Below are 24,260 nucleotides of genomic sequence, written 5' to 3' on the forward strand. Positions count from 1 at the left end.
CCTCAGGAAGTGCGGGGGCTTGGGGGCGTGGGCGGCAGGGACCGCTCCACCAGGCCGGCGAAGAGCGCCGCCCCGAGCGGCAGCACTTCGTCGTTGAAGTCGTATCGGGTGTTGTGCAGGAAGGCGCCGCCGCCCTGCCCCAGCCGCAGGTACGCACCCGGCTTGACCTGCAGCATGAAGGAGAAGTCCTCGGCGCCCATCGACGGCGGCAGGTCGCGCGTGACCTTGTCGCCGCCGACGAGGTCGGTGGCCACGCCGGCCGCGAACTCGGCATGGCGCGGGCTGTTGATCGTGGCCGGGTAGGTGCGCTGGTAGTGCAGCGTGGCCGTGGCGCCGAAGGCCACCGCCACGGAATCGACCAGGCGGGCTAGGCGCTCCTCGACCATGTCCTGCACCTCGGGGCGGAAGGTGCGCACGGTGCCCACCAGCCGCGCCTCGCGCGGGATCACGCTGAACGCGCCCGGGTCGCCGGCCTGCATCGAGCACAGGCTGATCACGGCGCTGTCCACCGGGCTGACGTTGCGCGCGACGATGCTCTGCGCCGCGGTGATGATGTGCGCCGCCACCAGCACCGGGTCGACCGCGAGATACGGATGGGCACCATGGCCGCCCTTGCCGTGGACCACGATCTCGATGCGGTCGGCCGCGGCCATCATCGGCCCCGGGTTGACGCCGATGTGTCCCGGCGGCAGCGACGGCCAGTTGTGCATGGCGTAGATCGCCTCGACCGGGAAGCGGTCGAACAGGCCGTCGTCGATCATGGCCTTGGCCCCGGCGAAGCCTTCCTCGCCGGGCTGGAACACCAGCACCGCGGTGCCATCGAAGCGGCGCGTCTCGGCCAGGTAGCGCGCAGCGCCGACCAGCATCGTGGTGTGGCCGTCGTGGCCGCAGCCATGCATCAGGCCGCGCGAGCACGAACGCCAGGCGAAGTCGTTTTCCTCGGTCATCGGCAGCGCGTCCATGTCGGCGCGCAGGCCGATCAGGCGCCCGCTGGCGCGCGTGGCGCCGTGCACCAGCGCCACGACGCCGGTGCGGCCGATGCCCTCGTGGACCTCGTCCACGCCGGCCGCCCGCAGCGCGGCCACCACGCGCCCGGCGGTGCGCCGCTCCTCGAAGCCGAGTTCGGGATGGGCGTGCAGGTCACGCCGGAACGCCGTGAGTTCGTCGTGCCAGCCGGCAAGACGCCGGTAGGCCCCGTTGTCGTTGCGTGCAACGGCCGACAGCATCGCCGCCCCCTCAGTGCCCCGCCGCCGAGCGCTCGATGCGCAGGCGCGGGTCGACCGCGAAGTAAAGCAGGTCCACCACGAGGTTGATGACGACGAAGATCAGCGCGATCAGGCACAGGTAGGCCGCCATCACCGGGATGTCGGCGAACTGCACCGCCTGGATGAACAGCAGCCCCATGCCGGGCCACTGGAACACGGTCTCGGTGATGATCGCGAAGGCGATCAGCGCGCCGAGCTGAAGGCCGGTGATGGTGATCACCGGCACCAGCGTGTTCTTCAGCGCATGGCCGAAGTAGACGCTGCGGTCGGACAGGCCCCGCGCACGCGCGAACTTGATGTAGTCCGTGCGCAGCACCTCGAGCATCTCGGCGCGGACCAGCCGCATGATCAGCGTGAGCTGGAAGATGCACAGCGTGACCGACGGCAGGATCAGGTGCTTCCAGCCGTCGGCCGTCAGCAGCCCGGTGGTCCATGCACCGATGGCCACCGTCTCGCCGCGACCGAAGCTGGGCAGCACCTTGAAGGTGACCGCGAACACCAGGATCAGCAGGATGCCGATCAGGAAGGTGGGCAGCGACACCCCGAGCAGCGAGAACATCATCAGCGCCTGGGACAGGAAGTTGCCCCGTTTCAGCGCCGCATACACGCCCATCGGAATGCCGAACACCAGCGCCAGCAGGGCCGCGCCGAAGGCCAGCTCAAGCGTGGCCGGGAAGCGCTCGACGATCAGCGACGACACCTTGCGCCCCTGGCGCAGCGACAGGCCGAACTCGCCCTGCACGGCGTTGCCGACGAAGGCGGCGAACTGCACCGGGAAGGGCTTGTCCAGGCCAAGGTCGGCCCGCAGTTCGCGGCGCTGCTCGGGCGTGGCGTCCTGGCCCAGCAGGTTGGTCACCGGGTCGCCCACGTACTGGAACAGCATGAAGGCGATGAACGCCACCGTGAGCATCACCATCACGGCCTGCAGGAGGCGGCGGAGAATGAACGCAAGCATCCCGGGTCAGCCGAGCGGTCGAAGGAAGAGGTGCCGGGACAGGATCAGTTCACCTTCACGCTGCGCATGTCGATGCGGTTGTCCGCACGGTGATACATGTCGATGTTCTTCTTCATCGCCCAGGGGATCACCTGGTTGTGCAGCGGGATGTGGGACACGTCCTGGTGCGACAGCAGGAGCGCCTGCTCGATCAGCGCATTGCGGTTCTTCTGGTCGACTTCCTTCTTGACGCGCTCGACCAGGGCGTCCATCTGCGGGTTGCTGTAGCGGCCGACGTTGTAGTTGCCGTCGCCCTGCGCGCCCACGGTGCGCACCAGGGACTGCAGCGAATACAGCGCGTCGAAGGTCGGCACGCCCCAGCCCAGCATGTAGATGCTGGCCTCGTAGCGCTGGATCATCGGGAAGTAGGTCGTCAGCGGCAGCGTGCGCAGCTTGGCCTTCACGCCCACCTTGGCCCACATCGCAGTCACCGACTGGCAGATCTCCTCGTCGTTGATGTAGCGGTTGTTGGGGCAGGCGAAGTCGACCTCGAAGCCCTGCGGATAGCCCGCCTCGGCGAGCAGCTTCTTGGACGCCTCGACGTCGTAGGGCCAGCGCGCATCGGCCTTCTTGGTCCAGCCGTTGACCTGGGGTGCGATCAGCGTGCCGGTGGGCTGGGACAAGCCGCGCATCGTCACGCGGTTGATCGTCTGGATGTCGATGGCCTGGTAGAGCGCCTTGCGCACGCGCACGTCCTTGAGCGGGTTCTTGCCCTTGACGTTGCTGCCGGGCAGTTCGTCGCGGAACTGGTCCATGCCGAAGAAGATGGTCCGGTTCTCGGCGCCGTCGAGCACCTTCAGCGCCGGCGCCGAGCGCAGCCGGGCCAGGTCGGCCGGCGACGGGTCGAGCACCATGTCCACCTCGCCCGACAGAAGCGCGGCGATGCGCGTGGCCTCGGACTTGATCGGCGAGTAGACGATCTCGGTGACGTTGCCTTCCAACTTGCCCCACCAGTTGGGGTTGCGCGTGAGCACCAGCTTGACGTCCTGCTCCCAGCTCTTGAGCATGAACGGGCCGGTGCCGTTGGCATTGCGGTGGGCGAAGTTCTCGTCCTTCGTCTTGATGTCCTTCGGCTCGACCGACTTGTTCTTCTCGGCCCAGCCCTGGTCCATCATGCGCAGCTCGGTCATCTGGCGCAGCAGCACCGGATTCGGGCCCTTGGTGAAGATGTCGATGGTGTAGTCGTCCACCTTGACGACACGGTCGATGCCCTGCGTGTAGACGCCGTAGTTGGACGTCTTGGACATGGCGCGCTCGATCGAGAACTTGGCGTCGTCGGCGTTGAACACCGCACCATCATGGAACTTCACGCCCTGGCGCAGCGTCATGCGCACTTGGGTGGGGCTCACCTGCTTCCAGCCGGTGGCCAGCACCGGCTCGAGCTCGAACTTCTTGTTGTAGTAGATCAGCGACTCGTAGACGGACGCGTGAACGCCGTTGCCCAGCGCGTTGTTCTGCGAGTGGATGTCCCAGGTGGGGATGTCGCTGGCGCTGGACCACTTGAACGTCTTGGCAAAGGCGGGTGCCGCCGCCAGCGAGGCGGCCAGGACGATCAGAGCGAACGGGCGATGGGTTTTCAGCATGGAAGGCAGGCTCCAGGGGAATGTGAACTCTTCGTCATCATGCGCACGACGCGTGCCCGGTGCCAACAGGGGAAGCCCGGGCGCAGCGGCCGGGGCCGCATGTCAACGAAACTCGATGTCGCTGTATCGCGTGACGAGCCGTGACTGGGTGTTGTCGCCGTCGGTCATCACCGCCACCGCCATCAGTGGCCCCGGCGGCTCGCCGAAGGCCAGGTGGTAGTCGGCCGCCAGCGAGCGGCGGTAGCGCCGCCACTGCTTCAGGCCCCCGTGGCCGGACTCGACGACGATCTTGCGGATGCGGTCGTTGCGGGGATGCGTGATCACGGTGCCCACCGGCGCCGTGGCGTCCCACACGTAGACCAGGGTGGCATAGGGCAGCGCCTCGCCGGTGAGCATGCGGGCCAGGTCGGACTGCGCCCGCGTGCGCGCCGGCAGCCGCGACATGTCGCCGTCGAACGCGAACATGACGCGGGCCGCGGCGTCGGTCCTGCCGGGCTCGGACAGGTCGGCGCCCGCGGGCAGGGCCTGGGCCCACCAGCCGAACTCGACGTCGCCCAGTTGCTCCGCCGGGCGGCGCACGTGACGGCGAAATGCTGAAGCCGACCCGTCGGCCTTGGCCACGAGCTCACGCTGACCGGCACGCCCCTCCCAGCGGTACTGGGTACGCACCTTGCCCGGTAGCGGCACGTCGTGCCAGGCCGCCGCGTCCGCCTGTGGCGCGGGCGGCTGCACGCCGGCGCAGGCCGCGAGCAGGCCGGCCAGGGCCAGAAGGGCGGTGCGGCGGGGCCAGTGACGCGGGTTCATGGAAAAGGTTGACGGATCGATCGGCGGTCGCCACAACGGACAAGGGCCGCGCAAGGCGGCCCCTGGTTCGGGCGGTGGAGGTCAGAAGCGGTGACGGACACCCAGGGCGAGACTGTTCGAGTCCGTGCCGGCGCTGCGGGTGAAGCCCCCCAGGAAACCGGCCTGGCCCGGTGCCGCCTGCGCCAGGTTCTTGTTGTCGAAGTGGGTCAGCACCGCATTCAGGTCGGTGCGGCTCGACAGCGCGTAGGTGTAGGCCACGCCATAGGAGGCCACGTCCGCGTTCGGCGCACGCTTGTCGTTGAAGGCGCTGTAGGCGACGTAGAGCGTGTTCTTGCCCACGGGCATCTTGTAGCCCAGGTGCATCAGGGTGCCGTCCTGGCGCAGCGCGTTCGTGAAGGCACCCTGGACCAGGGTGGCGCCGGCGGAACCCACCAGCGGCGTCAGGCCGGAGGCGATGGCCGACACGCCCGACGGGTTGTCGTCCTCGATCGTGCCATAGATGCCGCTCAGCGTGCCGGGGCCCAGGTTCGCGGAGGCGCCCACGATGGTGGACTTGAGCGACTTCTGGCCGATGTCGTTGTTGCGCTGGTTCATGCCCAGGCCCACCGCGAACTGCGGCGTCTTGTACATGACCATCGCGCCGCCGAAGCGGTTGGCCTTGCTGTTGGCGGTGTTGCCGCCGAAGGCGTACATCGCCGACGCGGTCAGGCCGCCCAGCACGATGCGGTACTGCACCGCATTGCTGACCCGGATGTCGACGCTCGACGGCACCGACGCCACCTGGCCGGCGGACAAGCTGGACTGGGTGCCGAGGGTGTCGAACGTGGCGTTGATCTCGTAGGCCGGCGTGTACTGCCGGCCCGCGAGGATGGCGCCCACGGGAGTGACCAGGCCGACGAAGGCCTGGCGATCCCAGAAGGCATTGCTGAGGTTGACGCCCAGCGTCTGGGCGATGCTGCCGGACACGCCGGTGACCGCCGGCTGCAGGGCCGTCGGCAGACCCAGCAGAGCCGCCTGACCCAGGCGATCGGGCACCTGCAGGCCGGACGGCGGGCGGTTGGCGACCGTGCCGTTATTCAGTTCCAGCCGGTGCTCCAGCGTGAAGATCGCGCGGAAGCCACGGCCGATGTCCTCGTTGCCGCGAAGGCCGAAGCGCGAGCCTTCCATGATGCCGCTCACCAGCTGGTGCTTGCCGGCGGCTACCCCGGTGGTGTGGGTCACGCCCGCGTCCAGGATGCCGTAGACGGTCACGCTCGGGGGGGTGGACTGGGCCAGGGCCCCGCCGCAGACAGCCGCCAGCGCGGCCAGGACGATCGAATTTCTTTTCATGGATGTCTCCAAGGCACGGTCTCTAACCCCGTGATCTTGAACGAAGGCCAGCACCCCGGCGGCCCCTGTTGCACCGCGCCAACGCTGTGTTTTCCCTTACCTCCCCCTGGCCGAGTGGACAAAAAAAAGCCGCCCCGAAGGGCGGCTCTTGCTGATGCGGCAGACGCCGATCAGAACTTGTGCCAGACGCCCACGTCGAACTGGGCCTTCTTGGCGTTCGAGTTCGTGGTCGCGTTGGAGCTGAAGGTGCCGCTCTGCTTGGCCACGTCGGCGTACACGATGGTGCGCTTGGACAGGTTGTAGTCGAGGCCCAGACCGAACTTCTTCTGGTCAACAGCGCCGACACCAGCCACGATCGCATCGCTCTGATTGCGATAGCCAACCTTGATCACCGAAGCGCCCATCGGAATGCGCGCGCCGATCGAGTAGACGGTCGAATCAGCGGTGGCGTTGAGATCGCCGTTCTCGTATTGGCCCATCACTTCCGCGACGCCCAGGTTGTAGGCGGCGTAGATGCCCTTGGTCTTTTCGTCGCGGGCGTTGCGGTCATAGGCCACGGCAAAGCGCAGCGGGCCGGCGGCGTAGATCGCGCCCAGGCCGATCGGACGCTCGTTGCTCGGGTTGAACGACGTGCCGGTCAGGATCTGGCTGTCGCCAGCAGCGATGTTGGCGTGCACTTGCAGGCCGCCGAGGCGGGGCGAACGGTAGTAGATGGCGTTGTTGAGGCGCGCGCTACCGGCGATACCGGCGTTCAGGCCGCCCGAGTGGGTGCTACCCACGGTCTCGGTGCCGAACGGGTCGAAGCCGCCGTTGAACTCTTGCAGCACCGGCAGCATGCGGCCGAGGCGCACGTCACCGAAGCCGCCGCCCAGACCCACCCAGCTCTGACGCCAGAAGCTGCTGGACGTGTAGGCCGAGGTGCCCTGGCCCGTGCCCGCGTTGAAGCGGTAGTTCAGGGCGAAGAAGGCGTTCATGCCGCCACCCAGGTCCTCGCGGCCCGACAGCGTGAAGGCGCTGCGGCCGGAGTTGCCGGTGGACATGTTCCACTGACCGTTCGTGCGCTGGACGGCCATGTCGATGCCGCCCGACAGGGTGACCGACGACTGCGCCGACGCGGCACCGGCGAACGCGCTCAGCACGGCGAGAGCGAGCAGAGATTTTTTCATTGCCAATATCTCCAAGGTTGAGATTTAAGGGGTCCCGATCTGGTAACCGACGGTACCGACCCGAGGGCCGAGGCCTTGCAGTCGATCAGGCCAACCTCCTTACGCGGAAGTTGCACGTATTCCACCAGAGGGCCCGCAGGGGTGCAAAGGCTTCACGGACAATTCGAACCCGCATGTTGTCCGGGCACAACGAAGACAAATGCGTTGTCAGTGACAACTTCGCCGATGAATCAACCCAGCACACGATCACGACCTGACATGATCGATCCCTTCGACAGGTTTCTGGGCTCCCTGGATGCCGCGCTGCGGACCCTTTCGGGCCAGACACGGGCCCGCCGGCCCGCGCCCACGGTCCCCGACGCCGGACCGTTGGCGGCGCCGGACCGGGCGTTGTCCGGCGCGCTGATGCGGGTCAATCACGTCGGGGAGGTGTGCGCCCAGGCGCTGTACCAGGCCCAGGCGCTCACCGCGAGGACACCGGCGCTGCGCGAACAGATGACGGAGGCCGCGCACGAGGAACTCGACCACCTGGCCTGGACCGAGCAGCGCCTGCGCGAGCTCGATGCGCGGCCCAGCCTGCTCAATCCGCTCTGGTTTGGGGGCGCGTTCGCGCTCGGCCTGCTGGCCGGGCGCGCCGGTGACCGCTGGAGCCTCGGCTTCGTGGTCGAGACCGAGCGCCAGGTCGAGGAGCACCTGGCCGGCCACCTGGAGCGCCTGCCCGCCGCCGACCATGCCTCGCGCGAGATCGTCGCGCGCATGAAGGAGGAGGAGGCCCGGCACGGCCGCCACGCGCAGGAGGCCGGCGCCGCGGCGCTGCCCGCGCCGGTGCGCTGGGCCATGCGGGGCGCGGCGAAGGTGATGACGCGCACCGCGCATCACCTCTGAGCGGGATGGCGCCGGCCGGCACAGCCGCCAGACCGGTGCCGGCAGGCCGGCGCCCGCTCAGCCCTCGACGATCTCGTGGCTGATCTGGATGTCGGCCGTCTTGCCGAGCATGGCTGTCGCGGAGCAGTACTTCTCGTGCGACAGCGCCACCGCGCGGGCCACCGCGTCCGCGTTGAGCTGCCGCCCGGTGACGACGAAGTGCATGCCGATGCGGGTGAAGACCTTGGGGTCGGTGGCGGCGCGGTCGGCCGTGAGCTTGACCCGGCAACCGGTGACCGTGTGGCGCCCACGCTTGAGGATCAGCACCACGTCGTAGGCCGTGCAGGCGCCGGTGCCGGCCAGCACCGTCTCCATCGGGCGCGGTGCCAGGTTGCGGCCGCCGCCGTCGGGCGCGCCGTCCATCGCGATCAGGTGACCGCTGCCCGTCTCCGCCACGAACGCCATGCCGCTGGCGCCCATCCAATCCACCGTGCACTCCATCGCGCTGCCTCCTTGCCTGAGCCGGCCGTGATTGTGCCGGCGGCCCGCCTATCATCCGGCGCGACGGGACAAGCACGGGACGGAGCCCAGGACCCATGACCGACAAGGCCGGCCGCCGCAGGCGAGCGCCGAACGACTATCTGCAGCGCATCCTCACCGCGCGCGTCTACGACGTGGCGGTGGAATCGGCGCTGGAACCCGCGCGCACGCTGTCGCGCCGCATCGGCAACCAGGTGCTGCTCAAGCGCGAGGACCAGCAGCCGGTGTTCAGCTTCAAGCTGCGCGGTGCCTACAACAAGATGGCGCGGCTGGCGCAGGCCGACCGTGACCGCGGGGTGATCTGCGCGTCGGCCGGCAACCATGCGCAGGGCGTGGCGCTGGCCGCACGCCGCCTGGGCTGCAGCGCCACGATCGTGATGCCGGTGACCACACCGCGGCTGAAGATCGACGCCGTCAAGGCGCTCGGCGGCGACGTGGTGCTGCACGGCGACAGCTACTCCGACGCCTACGGCCACGCCAAGACGCTGGAAGCCGAGCGCGGGCTGACCTTCGTGCACCCCTTCGACGACCCGGACGTCATCGCCGGCCAGGGCACGGTGGCGATGGAGATCCTGCGCCAGCACCAGGGGCCGCTGGACGCGGTGTTCGTCGCCATCGGCGGCGGCGGCCTGATCGCGGGCGTGGCCAGCTACATCAAGGCGCTGCGGCCCGAGGTGAAGGTGATCGGCGTGCAGATGAACGACTCCGACGCGATGCTGCGCTCGGTGCGCGCCGGCAAGCGCGTCACGCTGCCCGACGTGGGCCTGTTCTCCGACGGCACGGCAGTCAAGCTGGTGGGCGAGGAGACCTTCCGCCTCGTGCGCGACCTGGTCGACGACTTCGTCGTGGTCGACACCGACGAGGTGTGCGCCGCCATCAAGGACGTATTCCAGGACACGCGCAGCATCCTCGAGCCGGCCGGCGCGATGGGCGTGGCGGCCATCAAGCAGTACGCCGCGCGCCACAAGGCCAAGGGGCAGACCTTCGTCACCGTGACCTGCGGCGCCAACATGAACTTCGACCGCCTGCGCTTCGTGGCGGAGCGGGCCGAGTTCGGCGAGCAGCGCGAGGCGCTGTTCGCGGTGACGATCCCCGAGGCCCGGGGCTCGTTCCGGCGCCTGTGCGAGCTGATCGGATCGCGCAGCGTGACCGAGTTCAACTACCGCATCTCCGACGCGCACGAGGCTCATGTGTTCGTGGGCATCGCGATCTCGCAGCGCGACGAGGCCGACCGCATCGAGCGCAACCTCGTGCGCCACGGCTTCGCCACGGTCAACCTCACGGACGACGAACTGGCCAAGGAGCACGTGCGCCACATGGTCGGCGGCCGCAGCGCCCTGTCGCAGGACGAGCGGCTGTACCGCTTCAACTTCCCGGAGCGGCCGGGCGCGCTGATGCGCTTCCTGGACGCCATGCACCCGGACTGGAACATCAGCCTGTTCCACTACCGCAACCAGGGCGCGGACTACGGCCGCATCCTGGTCGGCCTGCAGGTGCCGCGCAAGGACGCGCGCGCGCTGCGTGCCTTCCTCGACGGCCTGGGTTACCCCTACGTGGACGAAAGCGCGAACCCCGTCTACGGGCTGTTCCTGCGCTAACGCGCGCTGCGAACCCGCCTACACTGCCCTCCCGCCGACACACCGCCGCCATGCAGCAGACCGCCCCCTCGCTGATCGCGCCCACCGCCAATCCGCTGCTCGAGCGTGCGCTGCGCGACAAGCTGCAGCGCCGCGGCGAGACGATCGGCAGCCTGGGCGAGCTCGAGCCGCTGGCGGTGCGCATCGGCCTGATCCAGAACACCCTCAAGCCGCGCTTTCGCGACTCGCAGCTGGTGCTGTTCGCCAGCGACAACGGCCTGGCCGTGGAAGGCCTGCCCACGCCGCCGGGCCACGGCACGTCCGAGCGGGTCTGGCAGGCGCTCAAGGGCCAGCTGCCGATGTCGGCGTTCGCCTCCAGCCACGGCATGAACCTGTCGGTGGTGGACGCCGGCGTGGCCGAGCGGCTGCCGCCGCACGAGCGGCTGCTGATGCGAAAGATCGCCCACGGCACCCGCAATGCGCGGGTGGGCGCGGCCATGTCGGTCGAGCAGGCGCACGCCGCCATCCGTGCCGGCATGGAAATCGGCCAGTCGCTGCCCGGCAATGTGCTGGCCTGCGCCGGCCTGGGCGTCGGCGGCCAGGAATGCGCGGCGCTCATCCTGTCGCGCCTGACCGGTGCGCCGCTGCGCGAGTTCCTGCAGTCCAGCCCGCAGATGGACGGCAACCTGCTGACCCACCTGCTGGTCGTGACCCAGGGCGCCCAGGGCCGTCACCGCGACGTGACCGACCCGGTCGAGGTGCTGGCCGCGTTCGGCGGCTTCGACATCGCGATGATGGCCGGCGCCATGCTCGTGGCCGCGGGTCGCCGCCACCTCGTGATGGTGGACGGCCTGCCCGCCTGCGCCGCGCTGATGGTGGCCGCGCGCATTGCCGCGCCGGTGACCGACTACTGCGTATTCTGCCGCAGCCACGGCCATCACGGCCTGGACTACGCCCTGAACCAGTTCCATGCCTCGGCACTGCTCGAACTCGGCATGGAAAGCACCGACGGCACCGGCGCCACGCTGGCCTGGCCGCTGCTGCGCGCGGCGGCATCGCTGCTCACCGAAGTGGCCGAGGGCGAGGACCCGGGCCCGTCGCGGCCGGGCGAACTGGCGCCGGCCGCCCGCATCGACGCCTGATGCGACGCCGGGCGCTGCGCGAAGCGCGCAGCGCAGAAACCTAGCGCGGCGCAGCGCCGGGGGGCGGCGGCACGGGCCGGGGCGGCTCCTGGCCTTCAGCGCCCGCGCTGGGCAGCTGGGCCGGCGCGGGCACCATCGGCGGCGCGCCCGAACCCACCGGCCCCATGCCCGGCAATGCCAGACCCGGCGCCACCGTCGGCGCGCTGCCCGGCGGGCGGCTCGACGTGGCCGGCCCCGGCAGCGGCGGCAGTTCGAGCGTGAGCTGCGCTGCGGCGCCCGACGGCCCGAGCGAGGCCCCGCGCGCGCTGACCGACTGCAGCACGATGGTGCCGTCGACCGGCGCGCCGACCCGGAACCCGCGTGCCGGCTTGCCGTCGACGGCGATCAGCGCCACGCCGACCTGGTCACCGTCCTGGCGCGGCGCGGCCACGCCGAGCAGCTTGAAGCGCGCCGCCAGGGCCGGCTCGCTGACCACCGGCGTGCCGGCCGGCGCCTGCGGCGGCGCGCCGAGCACGCGCGCCAGGTCGCCGCGCGCGGTGGCGGTGGTCGCCACCGTGACGGTATGCGCAGGAGCCGTCGGCGAAGTCGCAACCAGACGCAACAGCCAGAACACCGCGCTGGCCGCCACTGCGGCCCACACCACGAAAGCCGTGAGGCGTGCACTCATGGACTCATTATCATTGAACGATCCCCTCACGCGCGGCCCCGCCGCGGTCATCGATGCGATCCATCACACGCCTTCGCCGCGCCCGCGGCTTCACGCTGATCGAACTGCTGGTGGTGCTGGTGATCATCGGCGTGCTCGGCGCGCTGATCGTGCCCAACCTGTTCTCCAGCGTCGACGACGCCCGGCGCACGGCGGCGCGCACCGACGTCAACACGCTGATGCAGTCGCTGCAGCGCTACCGGCTGGACAACCAGCGCTACCCGAGCGCCGAGCAGGGGCTGCAGGCCCTGGTCACCAAGCCCACTACCGGCGCGATCCCGCCCAACTGGCGGCCCTACCAGCCCAAGCTGCCCAACGACCCGTGGGGGCGCCCGTACCAGTACGTGAACCCGGGCGTGAAGGGCGAGGTCGATGTCTTCAGCTACGGTGCCGACGGGCAGCCCGGCGGCGAGGGCAACGATGCCGACATCGGCTCCTGGCAGTAGTCCGCAGGGACGCCCAGGCGCCGCGGCGGGCGCGCGTGGCTTCACGCTGATCGAGCTGCTGGTGGTGCTGTTCATCGTGGCGCTGGCCAGTGGCCTGGTCGCCGTGTCGCTGCCCGACCGCGCCCAGGGCCGGCTCGACGAGGACGCCGAACGCCTGGCCGCGCTGCTGGAGACCGCACGCGCCGAATCGCGCGCCTCGGGCATCGAGGTGCGCTGGGAGCCGCTGGCGCCCACCCCCGAGGGCAATGCCGACTTCCGCTTCGCCGGCCTGCCGGCGTCGATGCAGCGCCATACCCGCTGGCTCACGCCCGGCATCAGTGCCGAGGTCGTCGGCGCGCGTGCGGTGCTGCTCGGCCCCGAGCCGGTGCTGCCGCCGCAGCGCATCGTGCTGCGGCTGGACGACCGCCGCGTGGTGCTGGCCAGCGACGGCCTTTCGCCCTTCGCGCCTGCCGGCGCCGAAGGCGCCGCCCCATGAAGCGCTCGCGCGGACGCGGCTTCACGCTGGTGGAGGTGCTGGTCGCGCTGGCGATCGTGGCCGTGTCGCTGGGCGCCGGCTTCCAGGCCGCGGCTTCGCTGGTGGACAACGCGTCGCGCCTGGGCGACGTGAGCAACGCCCAGTGGTGCGCCGACAACTACCTTGCCAACCTGCGCCTGTCGCGCCAGTTCCCCGGCGTGGGCGACAGCGAGTTCGCCTGCCAGCAGCTCGGCCGCAGCTACACCGGGCGGGTCACCGTGAGGCCGTCGCCGAACCCGAACTTCCGCGTCGTCGACGCCCGCGTGCTCGACGACGCCGGCCGCCCCGTGGTGTCGCTGATGACCGTGGTGGGGCGCTACTGACGATGCACCGGCCCCCGCGCCCCGCCCGCCCGCCGCGCCGCAGCGCGGGCTTCACCCTGGTCGAGGTGCTGGTGGCCCTGGCCCTGATGGCGCTGCTGGCGGGCATGGCCTGGCAGGGGCTGGCCAGCGTGGCCGATGCGCGCGAGGTCAGCACGCGCAGCGTCGACCGCACGCTGCAGGCGGGCACCGTGGTCGCGCAGTGGGAGCAGGACCTGGCGCGCATCCACGACACCGGCGTCGTGCCCGCGATCAGCTTCGACGGCGCCACGCTGCGCCTGGTGCGGCGCCAGGCCGGCGGCGTGCAGGTGGTCGCCTGGGCCTTGCGCGCCGGCCGCTGGACGCGCTGGGTCTCGCCCGTGGTCACGCGCGGCGGCGCCCTTCAGGAGGCGTGGCTGCGCAGCCAGCAGCTGCTGGGCAACGAGCCCGAGCAGCTGGCGATGTGGGACGGCATCGAGTCCTGGCAGATCTACTTCTACCGCGGCAACGCCTGGAGCAACGCCCAGTCCAGTGCCGACGTGGCGCCGCCGTCGGGCGCGGCCTCGGCGCCGGTGCGCCTGCAGTTGCCCAACGGCGTGCGCCTGGTGCTGTCGCTCAAGGGCGCGGCGCAAGGCCAGCCCGGCGTCACGCTCACGCGCGACGTGGTGCTGCTGCCGCAGGGGGCCTGACGCGATGGCCCGCCCCCGCGCGCAACGTGGTGCCGCCCTGCTGGTGGCGCTGCTGATCCTGACCCTGGTGTCCACGCTGGCGGCGGGCATGGTGTGGCAGCAGTGGCGGGCGATCCAGGTCGAGGCGGCGCAGCGCGCGCGCACCCAGTCCGCGTGGATCCTCGGCGGCGCGCTCGACTGGGCGCGCCTGATCCTGCGCGAGGACGCGCGCACCGGCGGCGTCGACTCGCTCAACGAGCCCTGGGCGCGCGAGCTGAAGGAGGCCAAGATCACGTCCTTCCTCGCGCTGGACCGCGACAACAACAGCGCCGCCGAGACCGGCGTGGACGACGCGTTCATCTCGGGCTCGATCACCGACGCCCAGGCGCGCTGGAACCTGCGCCGGCTCATCGACGCCACCGGCAAGGTGGTGCCGGCGGAACTGCGCGTCTTCCAGCGCCTGTGCGACACCGCCGGCGTGCCCTCGGGCACCGCCGAGACGGTGGCGGCGGCCCTGGCCCGGGCCTGGGGCCCGGTGGGCGGGCTGGACCGCGAGGCGCGCGACGGCGTCCCGGTGGCGCCGGTGCGGCTGTCGCAGCTGGTCTGGCTCGACGTCGAGCCCGCCACCATCGAGCGCCTGGAGCCCTACGTCGTGCTGCTGCCGGCGGCCGACACCACCGTCAACGTCCTGACGGCTCCGGCCGAGGTGATCGCCGCCGTGGTCGAGGGCATGTCGGTGGGCGCCGCGCAGCGCCTCGTGCGCGAGCGCGTGCGCTTCGCCGAGAACGGCACCAACCTGGAAACCGTGCGGCCGTACTTCCCGGCCGAGCCGGCGCCCGACTTGGGCGGCATCGGCCTGACCACCCGCCACTTCGTCGTCCAGGGCCGGCTGCGCCAGGGCGACCGGGTGCTGGAAGAACGCAGCCTCGTGCAGCGGCGCCAGCTCGAGGTGGTGGTGCTGCAGCGCGAGCAGATCAACCTCCGGGACGGGTCGTGACAGGCGCCCTCATTTCGTCAACGAGCGCCCACTACACTTGCCCGGACTCCATCCCTGGCGGGACGGGCGCCCTCGCACGGCCGTCCTGCCGCTAGCCTTCCGACGCCGACCCCCGCATGGCCACCCTCGTCATCCAGCTGCCCGCGCGACCCCGCCTCGGCGCGGGCACGCCGCCGGCAGCGCGCGAAGGCAACGCCGAGCTGGCCTACGTGCTGACCCCGGACGGCATCAACATCAGCCGCCAGGGCCGCGCCGCGCCTGCGCTGATGCCCAAGGCCGACGCTGCGGTGGTGGTGCTGTCCGACCACGACGTGAGCTGGCACCGGCTGACCATTCCCAAGGCGCCGCCGTCGCGTCTGCGGGCCGCAGTGGCCGGCGCGCTCGAGGAGCAGTTGCTGGAAGACCCCGAGCAGCTGCACTTCGCACTGGCCCCCGGCTTCTCGGGCGGCCAGCCCGGCTGGGTGGCAGTGGTGGACAAGGCCTGGCTCAAGGGCGAGCTGGCCGCGCTGGACAAGGCCGGCATCGGCGTCGAGCGCGCGGTGCCGGTGGCCTGGCCCGAGGACACGCCGCTGGGCCACTTCGGCGCACCCTTCGGCGACGACGCCGCCGCGCCGATGGAGCTGACCTGGTCCGACGCCAATGGCGTGGTCTGCCTGGGCGTCAACGGCGCGCTGGCGCGCCAGATGCTGCCGCAGTGGGCGGCGCAACCCGCGCGCTGGACCGCCCATCCGGCCGTGGCCGCGCCGGCCGAGCGCTGGCTCGGCGGCAGCGTGATGGTGCTGGGCGACGAGCAGCGCACGCTGCAGGCCATGCGCTCGCTGTGGAACCTGCTGCAGTTCGACATCGCGCCCAAGCACCGCGGCACCGTGGCGCTGCGCGACGCGATGCGGCGCTGGAAGAGCGCCAGCTGGCGCCCGGTGCGCTGGGGCCTGGCGGCGCTGGTTGCGGTGCAAGTGGCCGGCCTGAACCTGTGGGCCTGGCACCTCGACCGCCAGGTCACCGCCCGGCGAGATGCAATGACCGCGCTGCTGCGCAGCACCCACCCCCAGGTGCGCGCCGTGCTCGACGCGCCGGCGCAGATGCTTCGCGAGACCGACCTGCTGCGCGCCGCCGCCGGCCGCACCAGCGACGCCGACCTCGAGACCCTGCTCGGGCTGGCCGCCGCCGCCTGGCCGGATGGCCAGGCCCCGCTGTCCAACCTGCGCTTCGACAACGGCCGCCTGTCGTTTGCCGCCACCGGCTGGAACGACGCGCAGATCGCCCAATTCCGCAGCCAGATCGGCGGCGACTGGAGCGTGTCGCAGGACGGCACCACGCTCACCATCGCGCGCGCTGCCGCGCCGGCCCGCTCCTGATGAACACCGCCACCGCCCGCTGGACCGCCGCCCTCGCCCCCCTGCAGGCCCGCTGGCAGGCGCTGGGCGCGCGCGAGCGCCTGCTGCTGGTGTGGGCGGCGCGGCTGCTGGCCGTGGCCCTGGTGTGGTTCGTGGCGGTGCAACCGGCCTGGCGCACAGTGCGCGCTGCGCCGGTGCGGCTCGACCAGCTCGACGCCCAGCTCGCGCAGATGCAGCGCCTGGCCGGCGAGGCGCGCCAGCTGCGCGGCGCGCCGGCCGTGGGCGCGGTGCAGGCGCAGGCCGCCGTCAAGGCCGCCTGCGACGCCCTCGGCGGCGCGGCCCGGCTCCAGCTCGGGGGCGACCGGGCCACGGTCACCTTCACCAACATCGCCGGCCCGCAGCTGCGCGAGTGGTTCGACGAGGTGCGCGCTTCGGCGCGCGCACGTCCGCTCGAGGCGTCGCTGACGCGCGGCACCCAGGGCTACAGCGGCACCGTGGTGCTGGCCCTGCCCGGCGGGGGCTCCTGATGGCGCTGTTCCGCCGCCACCGGGCCCCGGCGCGCTTCGCCCGCACCGGCTTCGCCGAGACCACGCTGGCCGAGCTGGCCTGGCAGCGCACCCGCACCTCGGCCCATCGCTGGGGCGCCTTCGGCGCGGCGGCGGGCGCCCTGCTCGCCCTGGTGGCCTTCATCCCCGCAGGCTGGGTCGCCAGCGCCGTGGCGTCGGGCACCGGCGAGCGCGTGCTGCTGGCCGACGCCCGCGGCACGCTCTGGAACGGCAGCGCGCAGCTCGTGTTCACCGGGGGCCCGGGCAGTCGCGACGCCACCGCCCTGCCCGACCGACTCGAATGGAAGCTCGGCCTGGCCGGCCTGGCGCCGGAACTGCGCCTGCGCCAGGCCTGCTGCCTGCGCGGCGAGGTGCGCGCGGCGGTCACGCCGGGCTGGGGCCGGCTCAACGTGCGGGTGCGGCCGGACCAGGGCACCACCCTCGGCCAGTGGCCCGCGGCCGTGCTGTCGGGCCTGGGCACGCCGTGGAACACGCTGCAGCTGGGCGGCACGCTGCGCCTGACCTCGCCTGGCCTGGAGATCGAGTCGGTGCAGGGCCGGCTGCGCTTCACCGGCGACGCGGCGCTGGACATCGCCCATGCGTCGTCGAGCGTGTCCACGCTGGACACGCTGGGCAGCTACCGGCTGACGCTGCGCGGCGACGCAGACGCCAGCGCCGGGGCCCGGCTCGAACTGGTCACGGTGGGCGGCGCGCTGCAGCTGTCCGGCACCGGACAGTGGTCCGGCGGCGGGCTGCGCTTCCGCGGCGAGGCCTCGGCCGCCGAGGGCAGCGAGCCGGCACTGAACAACCTGCTGAACATCATCGGGCGGCGCCAGGGCGCGCGCTCCGTCATCTCGATCGGATGAACCCATGAAGCGACCCTCGCCTTCCCTCCTGACGCCGGTGATCGCCGCGGCCCTCGGGCTCGCGACCGCCGGCACGGCGCCGGCGCAACCCGCCGCGCAGCCGGCATCACAGCCCGCGGCCAAGGCGCGCACCACGGCCCCGACGGCCTCGCTGCGGGGCGGCGCACGCGTCACGCTGAACTTCGTCAACGCCGACGTGGAAGCCGTGACGCGCGCGATGGGCGCCATGATGGACCGGCAGATCGTGGTGGACCCGCGCGTCAAGGGCACGATCACCGTCTACAGCGAGACGCCGCTGACCGTACGCGAGGCCTACGTCAACTACCTGGCCGCGCTGCGCGGGCTGGGCTTCACCGTGGTCGAGAACTCGGGCCTGCTCAAGGTGGTGCCCGAGGCCGACGCCAAGCTGCAGGCCGGCACCGTGTCCATCGGCGACACGAGCCGGCGCGGCGACCAGATCCTGACGCAGATCTTCCGGCTCAACCACGAGAACCCGAACAACCTCGTGGCGATCCTGCGCCCGCTGATCAGCCCCAACAACACGATCAACGCGAACCCCGGCAACAACTCGCTGGTCATCACCGACTACGCCGACAACCTCGCGCGCATCGGCAAGATCATCGCGGCGCTGGACCAGCCCTCGGCGAGCGACATCGAGGTCGTGCCGCTGCAGCACGGCGTGGCCGCGGACCTGGCGCCGATGGTGCAGCGCCTGGCCGAAGGCAGCGCGGCCACCGTGCCGGGCGTGCCGGCGCAGGGCAGCGGCGCGGTGTCGGTGATCGCCGATTCGCGCAGCAACTCGCTCATCGTGCGCGCCGGCAACCCGGCGCGCCAGCAGCAGGTGCGCTCGATCATCGACAAGCTCGACCGGCCGGCCCAGGGCGGCGGCCCGGCCGGCAGCGTCTGGGTGGTGCACCTGAAGAACGCCGACGCGACCCGGTTGGCCCAGGTGCTGCGCGCCGCCTTCGGCGGCGGCAGCGGCGGCGGCTCGGGCAGCAGCGGCGCCAGCCTGGCCCAGCCGACGATCAGCACCGTGCCCACCGCGCCGGGGGCGCAGGGCCAGGCCGGTGCCACCTCCGCGGCCGCATCGCCGATCCAGGCCTCGCAGGGCCCGTCCACCGGCGGCTTCATCCAGGCCGACCCGTCGACCAACTCGCTGATCATCACCGCCGCCGAGCCGCTTTACCGGCAGGTGCGCTCGATGATCGACCAGCTCGACACGCGGCGCGCGCAGGTCTACATCGAAAGCCTGATCGTCGAGGTCAAGGGCGACAACGCGGCCGAGTTCGGCATCCAGTGGCAGGGCCTGTCGGGCAACCGCGGCGACAACTACATCGGCGCCGTCGGCACCAACTTCAGCAACACCAGCGGCGGCAACATCCTCGACCTGACCGCGGCCACCGTCACCGGCGGCCGCACCGCCGACCCGAGCATCGTCGGCGCCGGCCTGAACATCGGCATCCTGCGCAACATCGCCGGCAGCTATGGCGTGGCCGCCATCGCGCGCATGCTGCAGACGCAGACCAACACCAACATCATGTCCACGCCGAACCTGATCACGGTGGACAACGAGGAAGCCAAGATCGTCGTCGGCGACAACGTGCCCTTCATCACCGGCCAGTTCACCAGCACCGGCACCGGCACGACCAACCCGTTCCAGACCATCGAGCGCAAGGACGTCGGCATCACCCTGCGCATCAAGCCGCAGATCGGCGAGGGCGGCACGGTGCGGATGCAGATCTTCCAGGAAAGCTCCAGCGTCGCCACCCAGGCCACCGGAACCTCTGGCACCGGCCCGACGACGCGCAAGCGCTCGATCGAGTCAAACGTGATCGTCGACGACGGCTCGATCCTGGTGCTCGGCGGCCTGATCGAGGACAAGTTCGAGGACACCAAGAGCAAGGTGCCGCTGCTGGGCGACCTGCCATGGGTGGGCAACCTGTTCCGCAGCGAGACGCGCAAGAAGGAGCGCACCAACCTGCTGGTGTTCCTGCGCCCGATCGTGATGCGCACCCCGGAGGACGCGAACAAGCTGTCGCTGGACCGCTACGACATCATCCGCGCCCAGCAGAAGGACGCGCAGCCGGGCTCGCACCTGCTGCTGCCGATCAACGAATCGCCGGTGCTGCCGCCGCAGCGCGCGGCCAGCCAGCCCGCCGGGACGGTGCCGCTGGGCGGCGCGCCCAAGGCCCCCTGAGGTCGCAGCCGATGGGCGCCCGCCACCCGCTGCCGTACGCCTTCGCCAAGGCGCACACCCTGCTGCTGGAGGACGACGGCCAGCAGCTCACGCTGTGGGCCGGGGAGCATGCCTCGGCCACCGCGCTGTCCGAGGTGCTGCGCGTCTACGACGTCAAGCGCTTCGAGCGTGAGCCGCTGGGCACGCTGGCGCAGCGCATCGCCGCGGCCTATGCCGGCGGCGAGGGCAGCGCGGCGGCGGTGGTCGGCGAGGTGGAGAGTGCGGTCGACCTGTCGCGCATGATGCAGGACCTGCCCGCCGTGGAGGACCTGCTCGAGGCCGCCAACGACGCGCCGATCATCCGCATGCTCAATGCCCTGCTGACGCAGGCGGCCAAGGACGGCGCGAGCGACATCCACATCGAGCCCTACGAGCGCAACTCGTCGGTGCGGTTCCGCGTCGACGGCACGCTGCGCGAGGTGGTGCAGCCCAACCGCGCACTGCACGCCGCGCTGATCTCGCGCCTGAAGATCATGGCCGAGCTGGACATCGCCGAGAAGCGGCTGCCGCAGGACGGCCGCATCAGCCTGCGCATCGGCGGGCGCGCCATCGACGTGCGCGTGTCCACCCTGCCCAACGCCCATGGCGAGCGCGCCGTGCTGCGCCTGCTGGACAAGGGCGAGGCCAAGTTCTCGCTCGAGTCGCTCGGCATGAGCGGCGAGGTGCTCACCAGGTTCAAGCAGCTGGTGCAGCAGCCGCACGGCATCGTGCTGGTCACCGGCCCCACCGGCAGCGGCAAGACCACCTCGCTGTACGCCGCGCTACAGACCCTGGACACCGCCACCACCAATGTGCTGACGGTCGAGGACCCGATCGAATACGAGCTGCCGGGCATCGGCCAGACGCAGATCAACACCCGCATCGACCTCACCTTCGCCAAGGCGCTGCGCTCGATCCTGCGCCAGGACCCGGACGTGATCATGATCGGCGAGATCCGCGACTTCGACACCGCGCAGATCGCGATCCAGGCCTCGCTCACCGGCCACCTGGTGCTGGCCACCGTGCACACCAACGACGCGCCCTCGTCGGTGACGCGCCTGATCGACATGGGCGTGGAGCCCTACCTGCTGTCGTCGTCGCTGCTGGGCGTGCTGGCGCAGCGCCTGGTGCGCAAGCTGTGCCCGCACTGCAAGCGCCAGGACGAGCGCGGCCGCTGGCATCCGGTGGGCTGCGACGAGTGCGGCCGCACCGGCTACAAGGGCCGCACCGGCGTCTACGAGCTGATGACCGCCGACGACAAGGTGCGCGCGCTGATCCACAGCCGCGCCGCCGAGAGCCAGCTCTTCGTCGCGGCCGAGGCCGCCGGCCTGAAGCCGATGCGCGAGGACGGCGAGCGTCTGGTGGCCGAGGGCGTCACCTCGCCCGAGGAAGTGATGCGGGTGACGCGCGAATGACGCCCCGCCTGCCCGCCGCACGGGGCTGACCCATGCCCGCCTACAAGTTCGAGGCACTCGACGCCGACGGCCGCTCCAAGAGCGGCCTGATGGAGGCCGACAACGTCAAGTCGGCGCGCGCCCAGCTGCGCGCGCAGTCGCTGGTGCCGCTGGAGGTGGCACCGGTGTCGCAGGCCGCCAACGACGCGCAGGCCTCGCGCTTCTCGCGCCGGGTGTTCACCAGCACCACGCTGGCGGTGTGGACGCGGCAGATGGCCGGCCTCGTCGGCTCGGGCCTGCCGCTGGAGCGCGCGCTGACCGCGCTGATGGAAGACTGCGAGGACGCGCGGCAGCGCGAGCTGATCGCCCACCTGCGCAGCGAGGTCAACGCCGGCAACACCTTCGCGCGCGCGATGGGCACGGTGTCGCGCGAGTTCGACGACGTCTACCGCGCCGTGGTCGCCGCGGGCGAGCAGAGCGGCGCGCTCGGCCCGGTGCTCGAGCGCCTGGCCGACGACCTCGAAGCGCAGCAGGCGCTCAAGTCCAAGCTGATCGGCGCCACGCTCTACCCCGCCATCGTGTCGCTGATCGCGGTGGTGATCGTGGTCTTCCTCGTCACCTACGTGGTGCCGCAGGTGGCCAGCGTGTTCGAGGGCAGCAAGCGCGCGCTGCCGCTGCTGACGGTGCTGATGCTGGGCGTCAGCAGCTTCGTGCGCAGCTGGGGCTGGCTGGTGCTGCTGGCGCTGGCCGGGGCCGGCGGCCTGCTGGCGCTGTCGCTGCGCAACGAGGAGTTCCGCGAGCGCTTCGACGCCTTCTGGCTGACCCTGCCGCTGGTCGGGCGCCTGGCGCGCGGCTACAACGCGGCGCGCTTCGCCGGCACGCTGGCGATGCTGGCCAGCGCCGGCGTGCCAATCCTCAAGGCGCTGCAGGCGGCCGCCGAGACCCTGTCCAACCGCGCGATGCGCGCCGACGCGATGGCCGCGCTGGTGCAGGTGCGCGAGGGCGCGCCGCTGGCCAACGCGATGTCGTCCAAGAAGCGCTTTCCGGGCCTGCTGGCGATGTTCGCGCGGCTGGGCGAGCAGACCGGCACGCTGCCCAAGATGCTGCAGCGAGCGGCCGACCAGCTCGGCAGCGAGGTCCAGCGTCGCGCGATGGCGCTGGCGACGATCCTGGAGCCCCTGCTCATCGTGGGCATGGGCGGCGTGGTGATGATGATCGTGCTGGCGGTGCTGCTGCCGATCATCCAGCTGCAGAGCTGGGTGCGCTGAAGCGGTCGGCGCGACGCGCCGGCGGCCCGCGGGCCGGGTCAGCCCAGCGGCGGAATCACGGCGAAGGCCACCCCCAGCAGGGCCACTCCGAGCGGCAGCCAGCCCTGGAGCCGGCGCAGGCGGCGCAGCGGGCGCGGCGCGGGTGGCTCGGCGGGCGGCGCCACGAAGCCGGCCAGGTCCTCGGCGAAGGCCTCGCTGCGGTACAGGACGATGCTGGGGTCGGTGGTCATGACGGTCGGCTGGAAGTCGGCTATCGAGTCTGTCGGCCTTACGTGACGCGACGATGTCCGGATGCGTCCAAACGCAACCGCGCCTTCAGGCGGCGCGGGCGGCGGTCTGCTGGGCCACCAGGGCGGCCGAGCCTTCGGTGCCGGCGAGGTGGTCGATGCCCGACAGCATGGCCAGGGTGACGACGGCCGCGGCAAAGACGGCGTGCAGGCGGGTGGTGACCGGGGTGCTGTACGTGGTGTTCATGGTGTGTCCTTCGTGGGGCGGGTTGACGTTGTCGATGGCTGGACTTTCGGCCCTTCGCCGCCCCGGCGCGAGCCGGATGCGACCAACGGCCGGGACAGCGCGATGAAGTGCCGTCGGCGGCGACGAGCGGTACGTGCAGGCGGCACGCATCGCCGGGATCTGGGGGCCGGGGGACCGGCAATTCCGGGCTTGCGCGGGCACGGCAAGTGCTTCAATGATTCGCACAGGTCGTCACCGGAGGTCCGCATGGCCGTTGCCAGCCCGTCGTCCCCTGCCCTGGGCATCGCCCACATGCGCAGCGTCTACCGCTGCGCCGACGTCGAGAAGCGCCTGTCCAAGCTGCCGGCGCAGGAGCACGAGCCGCTGCGCACCACTTACGAGCGCATGCTCGAGCGCGGGCCGGAGCGGTTCCAGGTCAAGCCCAGCGGCCTGCCGGCGATGGACCGGCTGTACGAGGACCTGCCCAACTTCCACGCCGTGCTCGACGACCTGAAGCGCCAGCTCGCCCTGGTGCACGACAGCGGCGACGCGCTGGAGATCACGCCGATGCTGCTGCTGGGCCCGCCCGGCGTGGGCAAGACGCATTTCGCGCGCGAGGTGGCCGCCCTGCTGGGCACCGGCATGGGCTTCGTCGCGATGAGCAGCCTGACCGCCGGCTGGGTGCTGTCCGGCGCCTCCAGCCAGTGGAAGGGCGCCCGCCCCGGCAAGGTGTTCGAGACCCTGGTCGACGGCAGCTACGCCAACCCGGTGATCGTCGTCGACGAGATCGACAAGGCCCGCGCCGAGCATGCCTACGACCCGCTGGGCGCGCTGTACAGCCTGCTCGAGCACGACACCGCCGCCGACTTCACCGACGAGTTTGCCGAGGTGCCGATCGACGCCAGCCAGGTGATCTGGATCGCCACCGCCAACGACGAGCGCACCATCCCCGAGCCGATCCTCAACCGGGTCAACGTGTACGAGGTGGCCGCGCCGGACCGCGACCAGGCGCGCGCGATCGCGCTGCGGCTGTATCGCCAGCTGCGCGACGGCCACGGCTGGGGCGCGCGCTTTCCGCAGGACCCGGCCGACGCCGTGCTCGACCGGCTGGCCGACCTGGCGCCGCGCGAGATGCGCCGGGCCTGGACCGCCGCCTTCGGCAATGCCCGCCTCGACGGCCGCGACGCGATCGAGCCGCGCGACCTGCCGGTGCCCGGCAGCGGCAAGCGCGCTCCGATCGGCTTCGTCCAGTAGGGCCGGGCCCCGGATTGCTTACAGTCGGGCCGCTGCC

General features: G+C 71.4%; 25 protein-coding genes. 15 read left to right on the plus strand and 10 right to left on the minus strand.

The features are described from left to right. Positions 1-2: 2 nt before the first annotated feature. The 6 genes from AC2EAQ_RS07770 to AC2EAQ_RS07795 form a co-directional block, all read right to left on the minus strand. A complete protein-coding gene (locus tag AC2EAQ_RS07770; protein WP_484641639.1) occupies positions 3-1,226 on the minus strand; it encodes a M20 aminoacylase family protein in 1,224 nt (407 codons plus the stop codon). A 10-nt stretch (positions 1,227-1,236) separates the two neighbouring features. Continuing rightward, entirely contained in the window at positions 1,237-2,220 is a 984-nt protein-coding gene (locus tag AC2EAQ_RS07775) for an ABC transporter permease (protein ID WP_484641642.1), read from the minus strand. 44 nt (positions 2,221-2,264) lie between these two features. After that, a complete protein-coding gene (locus AC2EAQ_RS07780; protein ID WP_484641644.1) occupies positions 2,265-3,842 on the minus strand; it encodes an ABC transporter substrate-binding protein in 1,578 nt (525 codons plus the stop codon). Positions 3,843-3,944: 102 nt separating this feature from the next. Next, complete coding sequence (locus AC2EAQ_RS07785) at positions 3,945-4,646, minus strand: DUF3047 domain-containing protein (RefSeq protein WP_484641646.1); 702 nt, start codon at positions 4,644-4,646, stop codon at positions 3,945-3,947. Between the two features lie 81 nt (positions 4,647-4,727). Then, the gene (locus tag AC2EAQ_RS07790) at positions 4,728-5,975 is read right to left on the minus strand and encodes a porin (protein ID WP_484641652.1); all 1,248 of its coding nucleotides are present in this window, start codon (positions 5,973-5,975) and stop codon (positions 4,728-4,730) included. A 170-nt stretch (positions 5,976-6,145) separates the two neighbouring features. Beyond that, on the minus strand, positions 6,146-7,156 hold the full coding sequence (locus AC2EAQ_RS07795) for a porin (protein WP_484641654.1): 1,011 nt from the start codon (positions 7,154-7,156) through the stop codon (positions 6,146-6,148). Between the two features lie 243 nt (positions 7,157-7,399). Here AC2EAQ_RS07795 and coq7 point away from each other — a divergent pair, with 243 nt between their 5' ends. Further along, complete coding sequence (coq7, locus tag AC2EAQ_RS07800; RefSeq protein ID WP_484641660.1) at positions 7,400-8,026, plus strand: 2-polyprenyl-3-methyl-6-methoxy-1,4-benzoquinone monooxygenase; 627 nt, start codon at positions 7,400-7,402, stop codon at positions 8,024-8,026. Positions 8,027-8,083: 57 nt separating this feature from the next. Here the strand turns inward: coq7 and AC2EAQ_RS07805 are convergent, their stop codons facing one another. Continuing rightward, positions 8,084-8,506 (minus strand): OsmC family protein, encoded by a 423-nt coding sequence (locus AC2EAQ_RS07805; RefSeq protein WP_484641663.1) that lies wholly within the window; start codon positions 8,504-8,506, stop codon positions 8,084-8,086. A 95-nt stretch (positions 8,507-8,601) separates the two neighbouring features. Here AC2EAQ_RS07805 and ilvA point away from each other — a divergent pair, with 95 nt between their 5' ends. Together ilvA and AC2EAQ_RS07815 are read left to right on the plus strand one after the other, a co-directional pair. Further along, entirely contained in the window at positions 8,602-10,143 is a 1,542-nt protein-coding gene (gene ilvA, locus AC2EAQ_RS07810) for a threonine ammonia-lyase, biosynthetic (protein ID WP_484641667.1), read from the plus strand. 50 nt (positions 10,144-10,193) lie between these two features. Beyond that, entirely contained in the window at positions 10,194-11,264 is a 1,071-nt protein-coding gene (locus tag AC2EAQ_RS07815) for a nicotinate-nucleotide--dimethylbenzimidazole phosphoribosyltransferase (protein WP_484641672.1), read from the plus strand. Between the two features lie 40 nt (positions 11,265-11,304). On the opposite strand, the gene AC2EAQ_RS07820 is transcribed toward AC2EAQ_RS07815, so the two are convergent. After that, positions 11,305-11,931, minus strand: a complete 627-nt coding sequence (locus AC2EAQ_RS07820; protein WP_484641678.1) for a type II secretion system protein N — start codon at positions 11,929-11,931, stop codon at positions 11,305-11,307. Between the two features lie 53 nt (positions 11,932-11,984). Between AC2EAQ_RS07820 and gspG the strand changes: the two genes are divergently transcribed. The 11 genes from gspG to gspF all read left to right on the plus strand — a co-directional run bounded on the left by gspG (position 11,985) and on the right by gspF (position 22,516). Continuing rightward, positions 11,985-12,416 carry a type II secretion system major pseudopilin GspG gene (gene gspG / locus AC2EAQ_RS07825; RefSeq protein WP_484641683.1) on the plus strand — a complete coding sequence of 144 codons (432 nt, stop codon included), beginning with the start codon at positions 11,985-11,987 and terminating at the stop codon, positions 12,414-12,416. Beyond that, positions 12,391-12,891 (plus strand): prepilin-type N-terminal cleavage/methylation domain-containing protein, encoded by a 501-nt coding sequence (locus AC2EAQ_RS07830; RefSeq protein ID WP_484641687.1) that lies wholly within the window; start codon positions 12,391-12,393, stop codon positions 12,889-12,891. The genes gspG and AC2EAQ_RS07830 overlap by 26 nt, the downstream gene beginning before the upstream one ends. Beyond that, on the plus strand, positions 12,888-13,253 hold the full coding sequence (gene gspI / locus AC2EAQ_RS07835; protein ID WP_484641689.1) for a type II secretion system minor pseudopilin GspI: 366 nt from the start codon (positions 12,888-12,890) through the stop codon (positions 13,251-13,253). Before AC2EAQ_RS07830 ends, gspI begins: the two co-directional genes overlap by 4 nt. Positions 13,254-13,255: 2 nt before the next feature. Next, entirely contained in the window at positions 13,256-13,918 is a 663-nt protein-coding gene (locus AC2EAQ_RS07840; protein ID WP_484641693.1) for a prepilin-type N-terminal cleavage/methylation domain-containing protein, read from the plus strand. A 4-nt stretch (positions 13,919-13,922) separates the two neighbouring features. After that, on the plus strand, positions 13,923-14,894 hold the full coding sequence (gene gspK / locus AC2EAQ_RS07845; RefSeq protein WP_484641696.1) for a type II secretion system minor pseudopilin GspK: 972 nt from the start codon (positions 13,923-13,925) through the stop codon (positions 14,892-14,894). Positions 14,895-15,010: 116 nt separating this feature from the next. Then, positions 15,011-16,249 carry a type II secretion system protein GspL gene (gspL, locus tag AC2EAQ_RS07850; RefSeq protein ID WP_484641697.1) on the plus strand — a complete coding sequence of 413 codons (1,239 nt, stop codon included), beginning with the start codon at positions 15,011-15,013 and terminating at the stop codon, positions 16,247-16,249. Then, positions 16,249-16,755, plus strand: coding sequence for a type II secretion system protein M (locus tag AC2EAQ_RS07855; protein WP_484641701.1), 507 nt, complete (start codon positions 16,249-16,251; stop codon positions 16,753-16,755). The genes gspL and AC2EAQ_RS07855 overlap by 1 nt, the downstream gene beginning before the upstream one ends. Further along, entirely contained in the window at positions 16,755-17,639 is an 885-nt protein-coding gene (gspN, locus tag AC2EAQ_RS07860) for a type II secretion system protein N (protein WP_484641707.1), read from the plus strand. The genes AC2EAQ_RS07855 and gspN overlap by 1 nt, the downstream gene beginning before the upstream one ends. Before the next feature lie 4 nt (positions 17,640-17,643). Beyond that, positions 17,644-19,836: a type II secretion system secretin GspD gene (gene gspD / locus AC2EAQ_RS07865; RefSeq protein ID WP_484641712.1), complete on the plus strand. Its 2,193-nt coding sequence runs from the start codon at positions 17,644-17,646 to the stop codon at positions 19,834-19,836. Positions 19,837-19,847: 11 nt separating this feature from the next. Beyond that, the gene (gene gspE, locus AC2EAQ_RS07870; RefSeq protein ID WP_484641714.1) at positions 19,848-21,269 is read left to right on the plus strand and encodes a type II secretion system ATPase GspE; all 1,422 of its coding nucleotides are present in this window, start codon (positions 19,848-19,850) and stop codon (positions 21,267-21,269) included. Between the two features lie 32 nt (positions 21,270-21,301). Then, a complete protein-coding gene (gene gspF, locus AC2EAQ_RS07875; protein WP_484641719.1) occupies positions 21,302-22,516 on the plus strand; it encodes a type II secretion system inner membrane protein GspF in 1,215 nt (404 codons plus the stop codon). Between the two features lie 38 nt (positions 22,517-22,554). Here the strand turns inward: gspF and AC2EAQ_RS07880 are convergent, their stop codons facing one another. Beyond that, entirely contained in the window at positions 22,555-22,746 is a 192-nt protein-coding gene (locus tag AC2EAQ_RS07880) for a hypothetical protein (RefSeq protein WP_484641723.1), read from the minus strand. Between the two features lie 85 nt (positions 22,747-22,831). Further along, complete coding sequence (locus tag AC2EAQ_RS07885) at positions 22,832-22,990, minus strand: hypothetical protein (RefSeq protein ID WP_484641726.1); 159 nt, start codon at positions 22,988-22,990, stop codon at positions 22,832-22,834. Positions 22,991-23,236: 246 nt separating this feature from the next. Between AC2EAQ_RS07885 and AC2EAQ_RS07890 the strand changes: the two genes are divergently transcribed. Then, positions 23,237-24,223, plus strand: a complete 987-nt coding sequence (locus tag AC2EAQ_RS07890) for an AAA family ATPase (protein WP_484641730.1) — start codon at positions 23,237-23,239, stop codon at positions 24,221-24,223. The last annotated feature ends 37 nt before the right edge of the window (positions 24,224-24,260 follow it).

The organism is Aquabacterium sp. T101 (assembly GCF_057219775.1).

Coding starts and splice junctions, on each gene's coding strand:
- AC2EAQ_RS07840 (WP_484641693.1), top strand. CDS start 13,256: ATGCACCGGCCCCCGCGCCCCGCCCGCCCGCCGCGCCGCAGCGCGGGC.
- AC2EAQ_RS07790 (WP_484641652.1), bottom strand. CDS start 5,975: ATGAAAAGAAATTCGATCGTCCTGGCCGCGCTGGCGGCTGTCTGCGGC.
- AC2EAQ_RS07885 (WP_484641726.1), bottom strand. CDS start 22,990: ATGAACACCACGTACAGCACCCCGGTCACCACCCGCCTGCACGCCGTC.
- gspF (WP_484641719.1), top strand. CDS start 21,302: ATGCCCGCCTACAAGTTCGAGGCACTCGACGCCGACGGCCGCTCCAAG.
- ilvA (WP_484641667.1), top strand. CDS start 8,602: ATGACCGACAAGGCCGGCCGCCGCAGGCGAGCGCCGAACGACTATCTG.
- AC2EAQ_RS07890 (WP_484641730.1), top strand. CDS start 23,237: ATGGCCGTTGCCAGCCCGTCGTCCCCTGCCCTGGGCATCGCCCACATG.
- gspL (WP_484641697.1), top strand. CDS start 15,011: ATGGCCACCCTCGTCATCCAGCTGCCCGCGCGACCCCGCCTCGGCGCG.
- gspG (WP_484641683.1), top strand. CDS start 11,985: ATGCGATCCATCACACGCCTTCGCCGCGCCCGCGGCTTCACGCTGATC.
- gspE (WP_484641714.1), top strand. CDS start 19,848: ATGGGCGCCCGCCACCCGCTGCCGTACGCCTTCGCCAAGGCGCACACC.
- gspI (WP_484641689.1), top strand. CDS start 12,888: ATGAAGCGCTCGCGCGGACGCGGCTTCACGCTGGTGGAGGTGCTGGTC.
- coq7 (WP_484641660.1), top strand. CDS start 7,400: ATGATCGATCCCTTCGACAGGTTTCTGGGCTCCCTGGATGCCGCGCTG.
- gspD (WP_484641712.1), top strand. CDS start 17,644: ATGAAGCGACCCTCGCCTTCCCTCCTGACGCCGGTGATCGCCGCGGCC.
- AC2EAQ_RS07805 (WP_484641663.1), bottom strand. CDS start 8,506: ATGGAGTGCACGGTGGATTGGATGGGCGCCAGCGGCATGGCGTTCGTG.
- AC2EAQ_RS07820 (WP_484641678.1), bottom strand. CDS start 11,931: ATGAGTGCACGCCTCACGGCTTTCGTGGTGTGGGCCGCAGTGGCGGCC.
- AC2EAQ_RS07830 (WP_484641687.1), top strand. CDS start 12,391: ATGCCGACATCGGCTCCTGGCAGTAGTCCGCAGGGACGCCCAGGCGCC.
- AC2EAQ_RS07855 (WP_484641701.1), top strand. CDS start 16,249: ATGAACACCGCCACCGCCCGCTGGACCGCCGCCCTCGCCCCCCTGCAG.
- gspN (WP_484641707.1), top strand. CDS start 16,755: ATGGCGCTGTTCCGCCGCCACCGGGCCCCGGCGCGCTTCGCCCGCACC.
- AC2EAQ_RS07785 (WP_484641646.1), bottom strand. CDS start 4,646: ATGAACCCGCGTCACTGGCCCCGCCGCACCGCCCTTCTGGCCCTGGCC.
- AC2EAQ_RS07880 (WP_484641723.1), bottom strand. CDS start 22,746: ATGACCACCGACCCCAGCATCGTCCTGTACCGCAGCGAGGCCTTCGCC.
- AC2EAQ_RS07815 (WP_484641672.1), top strand. CDS start 10,194: ATGCAGCAGACCGCCCCCTCGCTGATCGCGCCCACCGCCAATCCGCTG.
- AC2EAQ_RS07770 (WP_484641639.1), bottom strand. CDS start 1,226: ATGCTGTCGGCCGTTGCACGCAACGACAACGGGGCCTACCGGCGTCTT.
- gspK (WP_484641696.1), top strand. CDS start 13,923: ATGGCCCGCCCCCGCGCGCAACGTGGTGCCGCCCTGCTGGTGGCGCTG.
- AC2EAQ_RS07775 (WP_484641642.1), bottom strand. CDS start 2,220: ATGCTTGCGTTCATTCTCCGCCGCCTCCTGCAGGCCGTGATGGTGATG.
- AC2EAQ_RS07780 (WP_484641644.1), bottom strand. CDS start 3,842: ATGCTGAAAACCCATCGCCCGTTCGCTCTGATCGTCCTGGCCGCCTCG.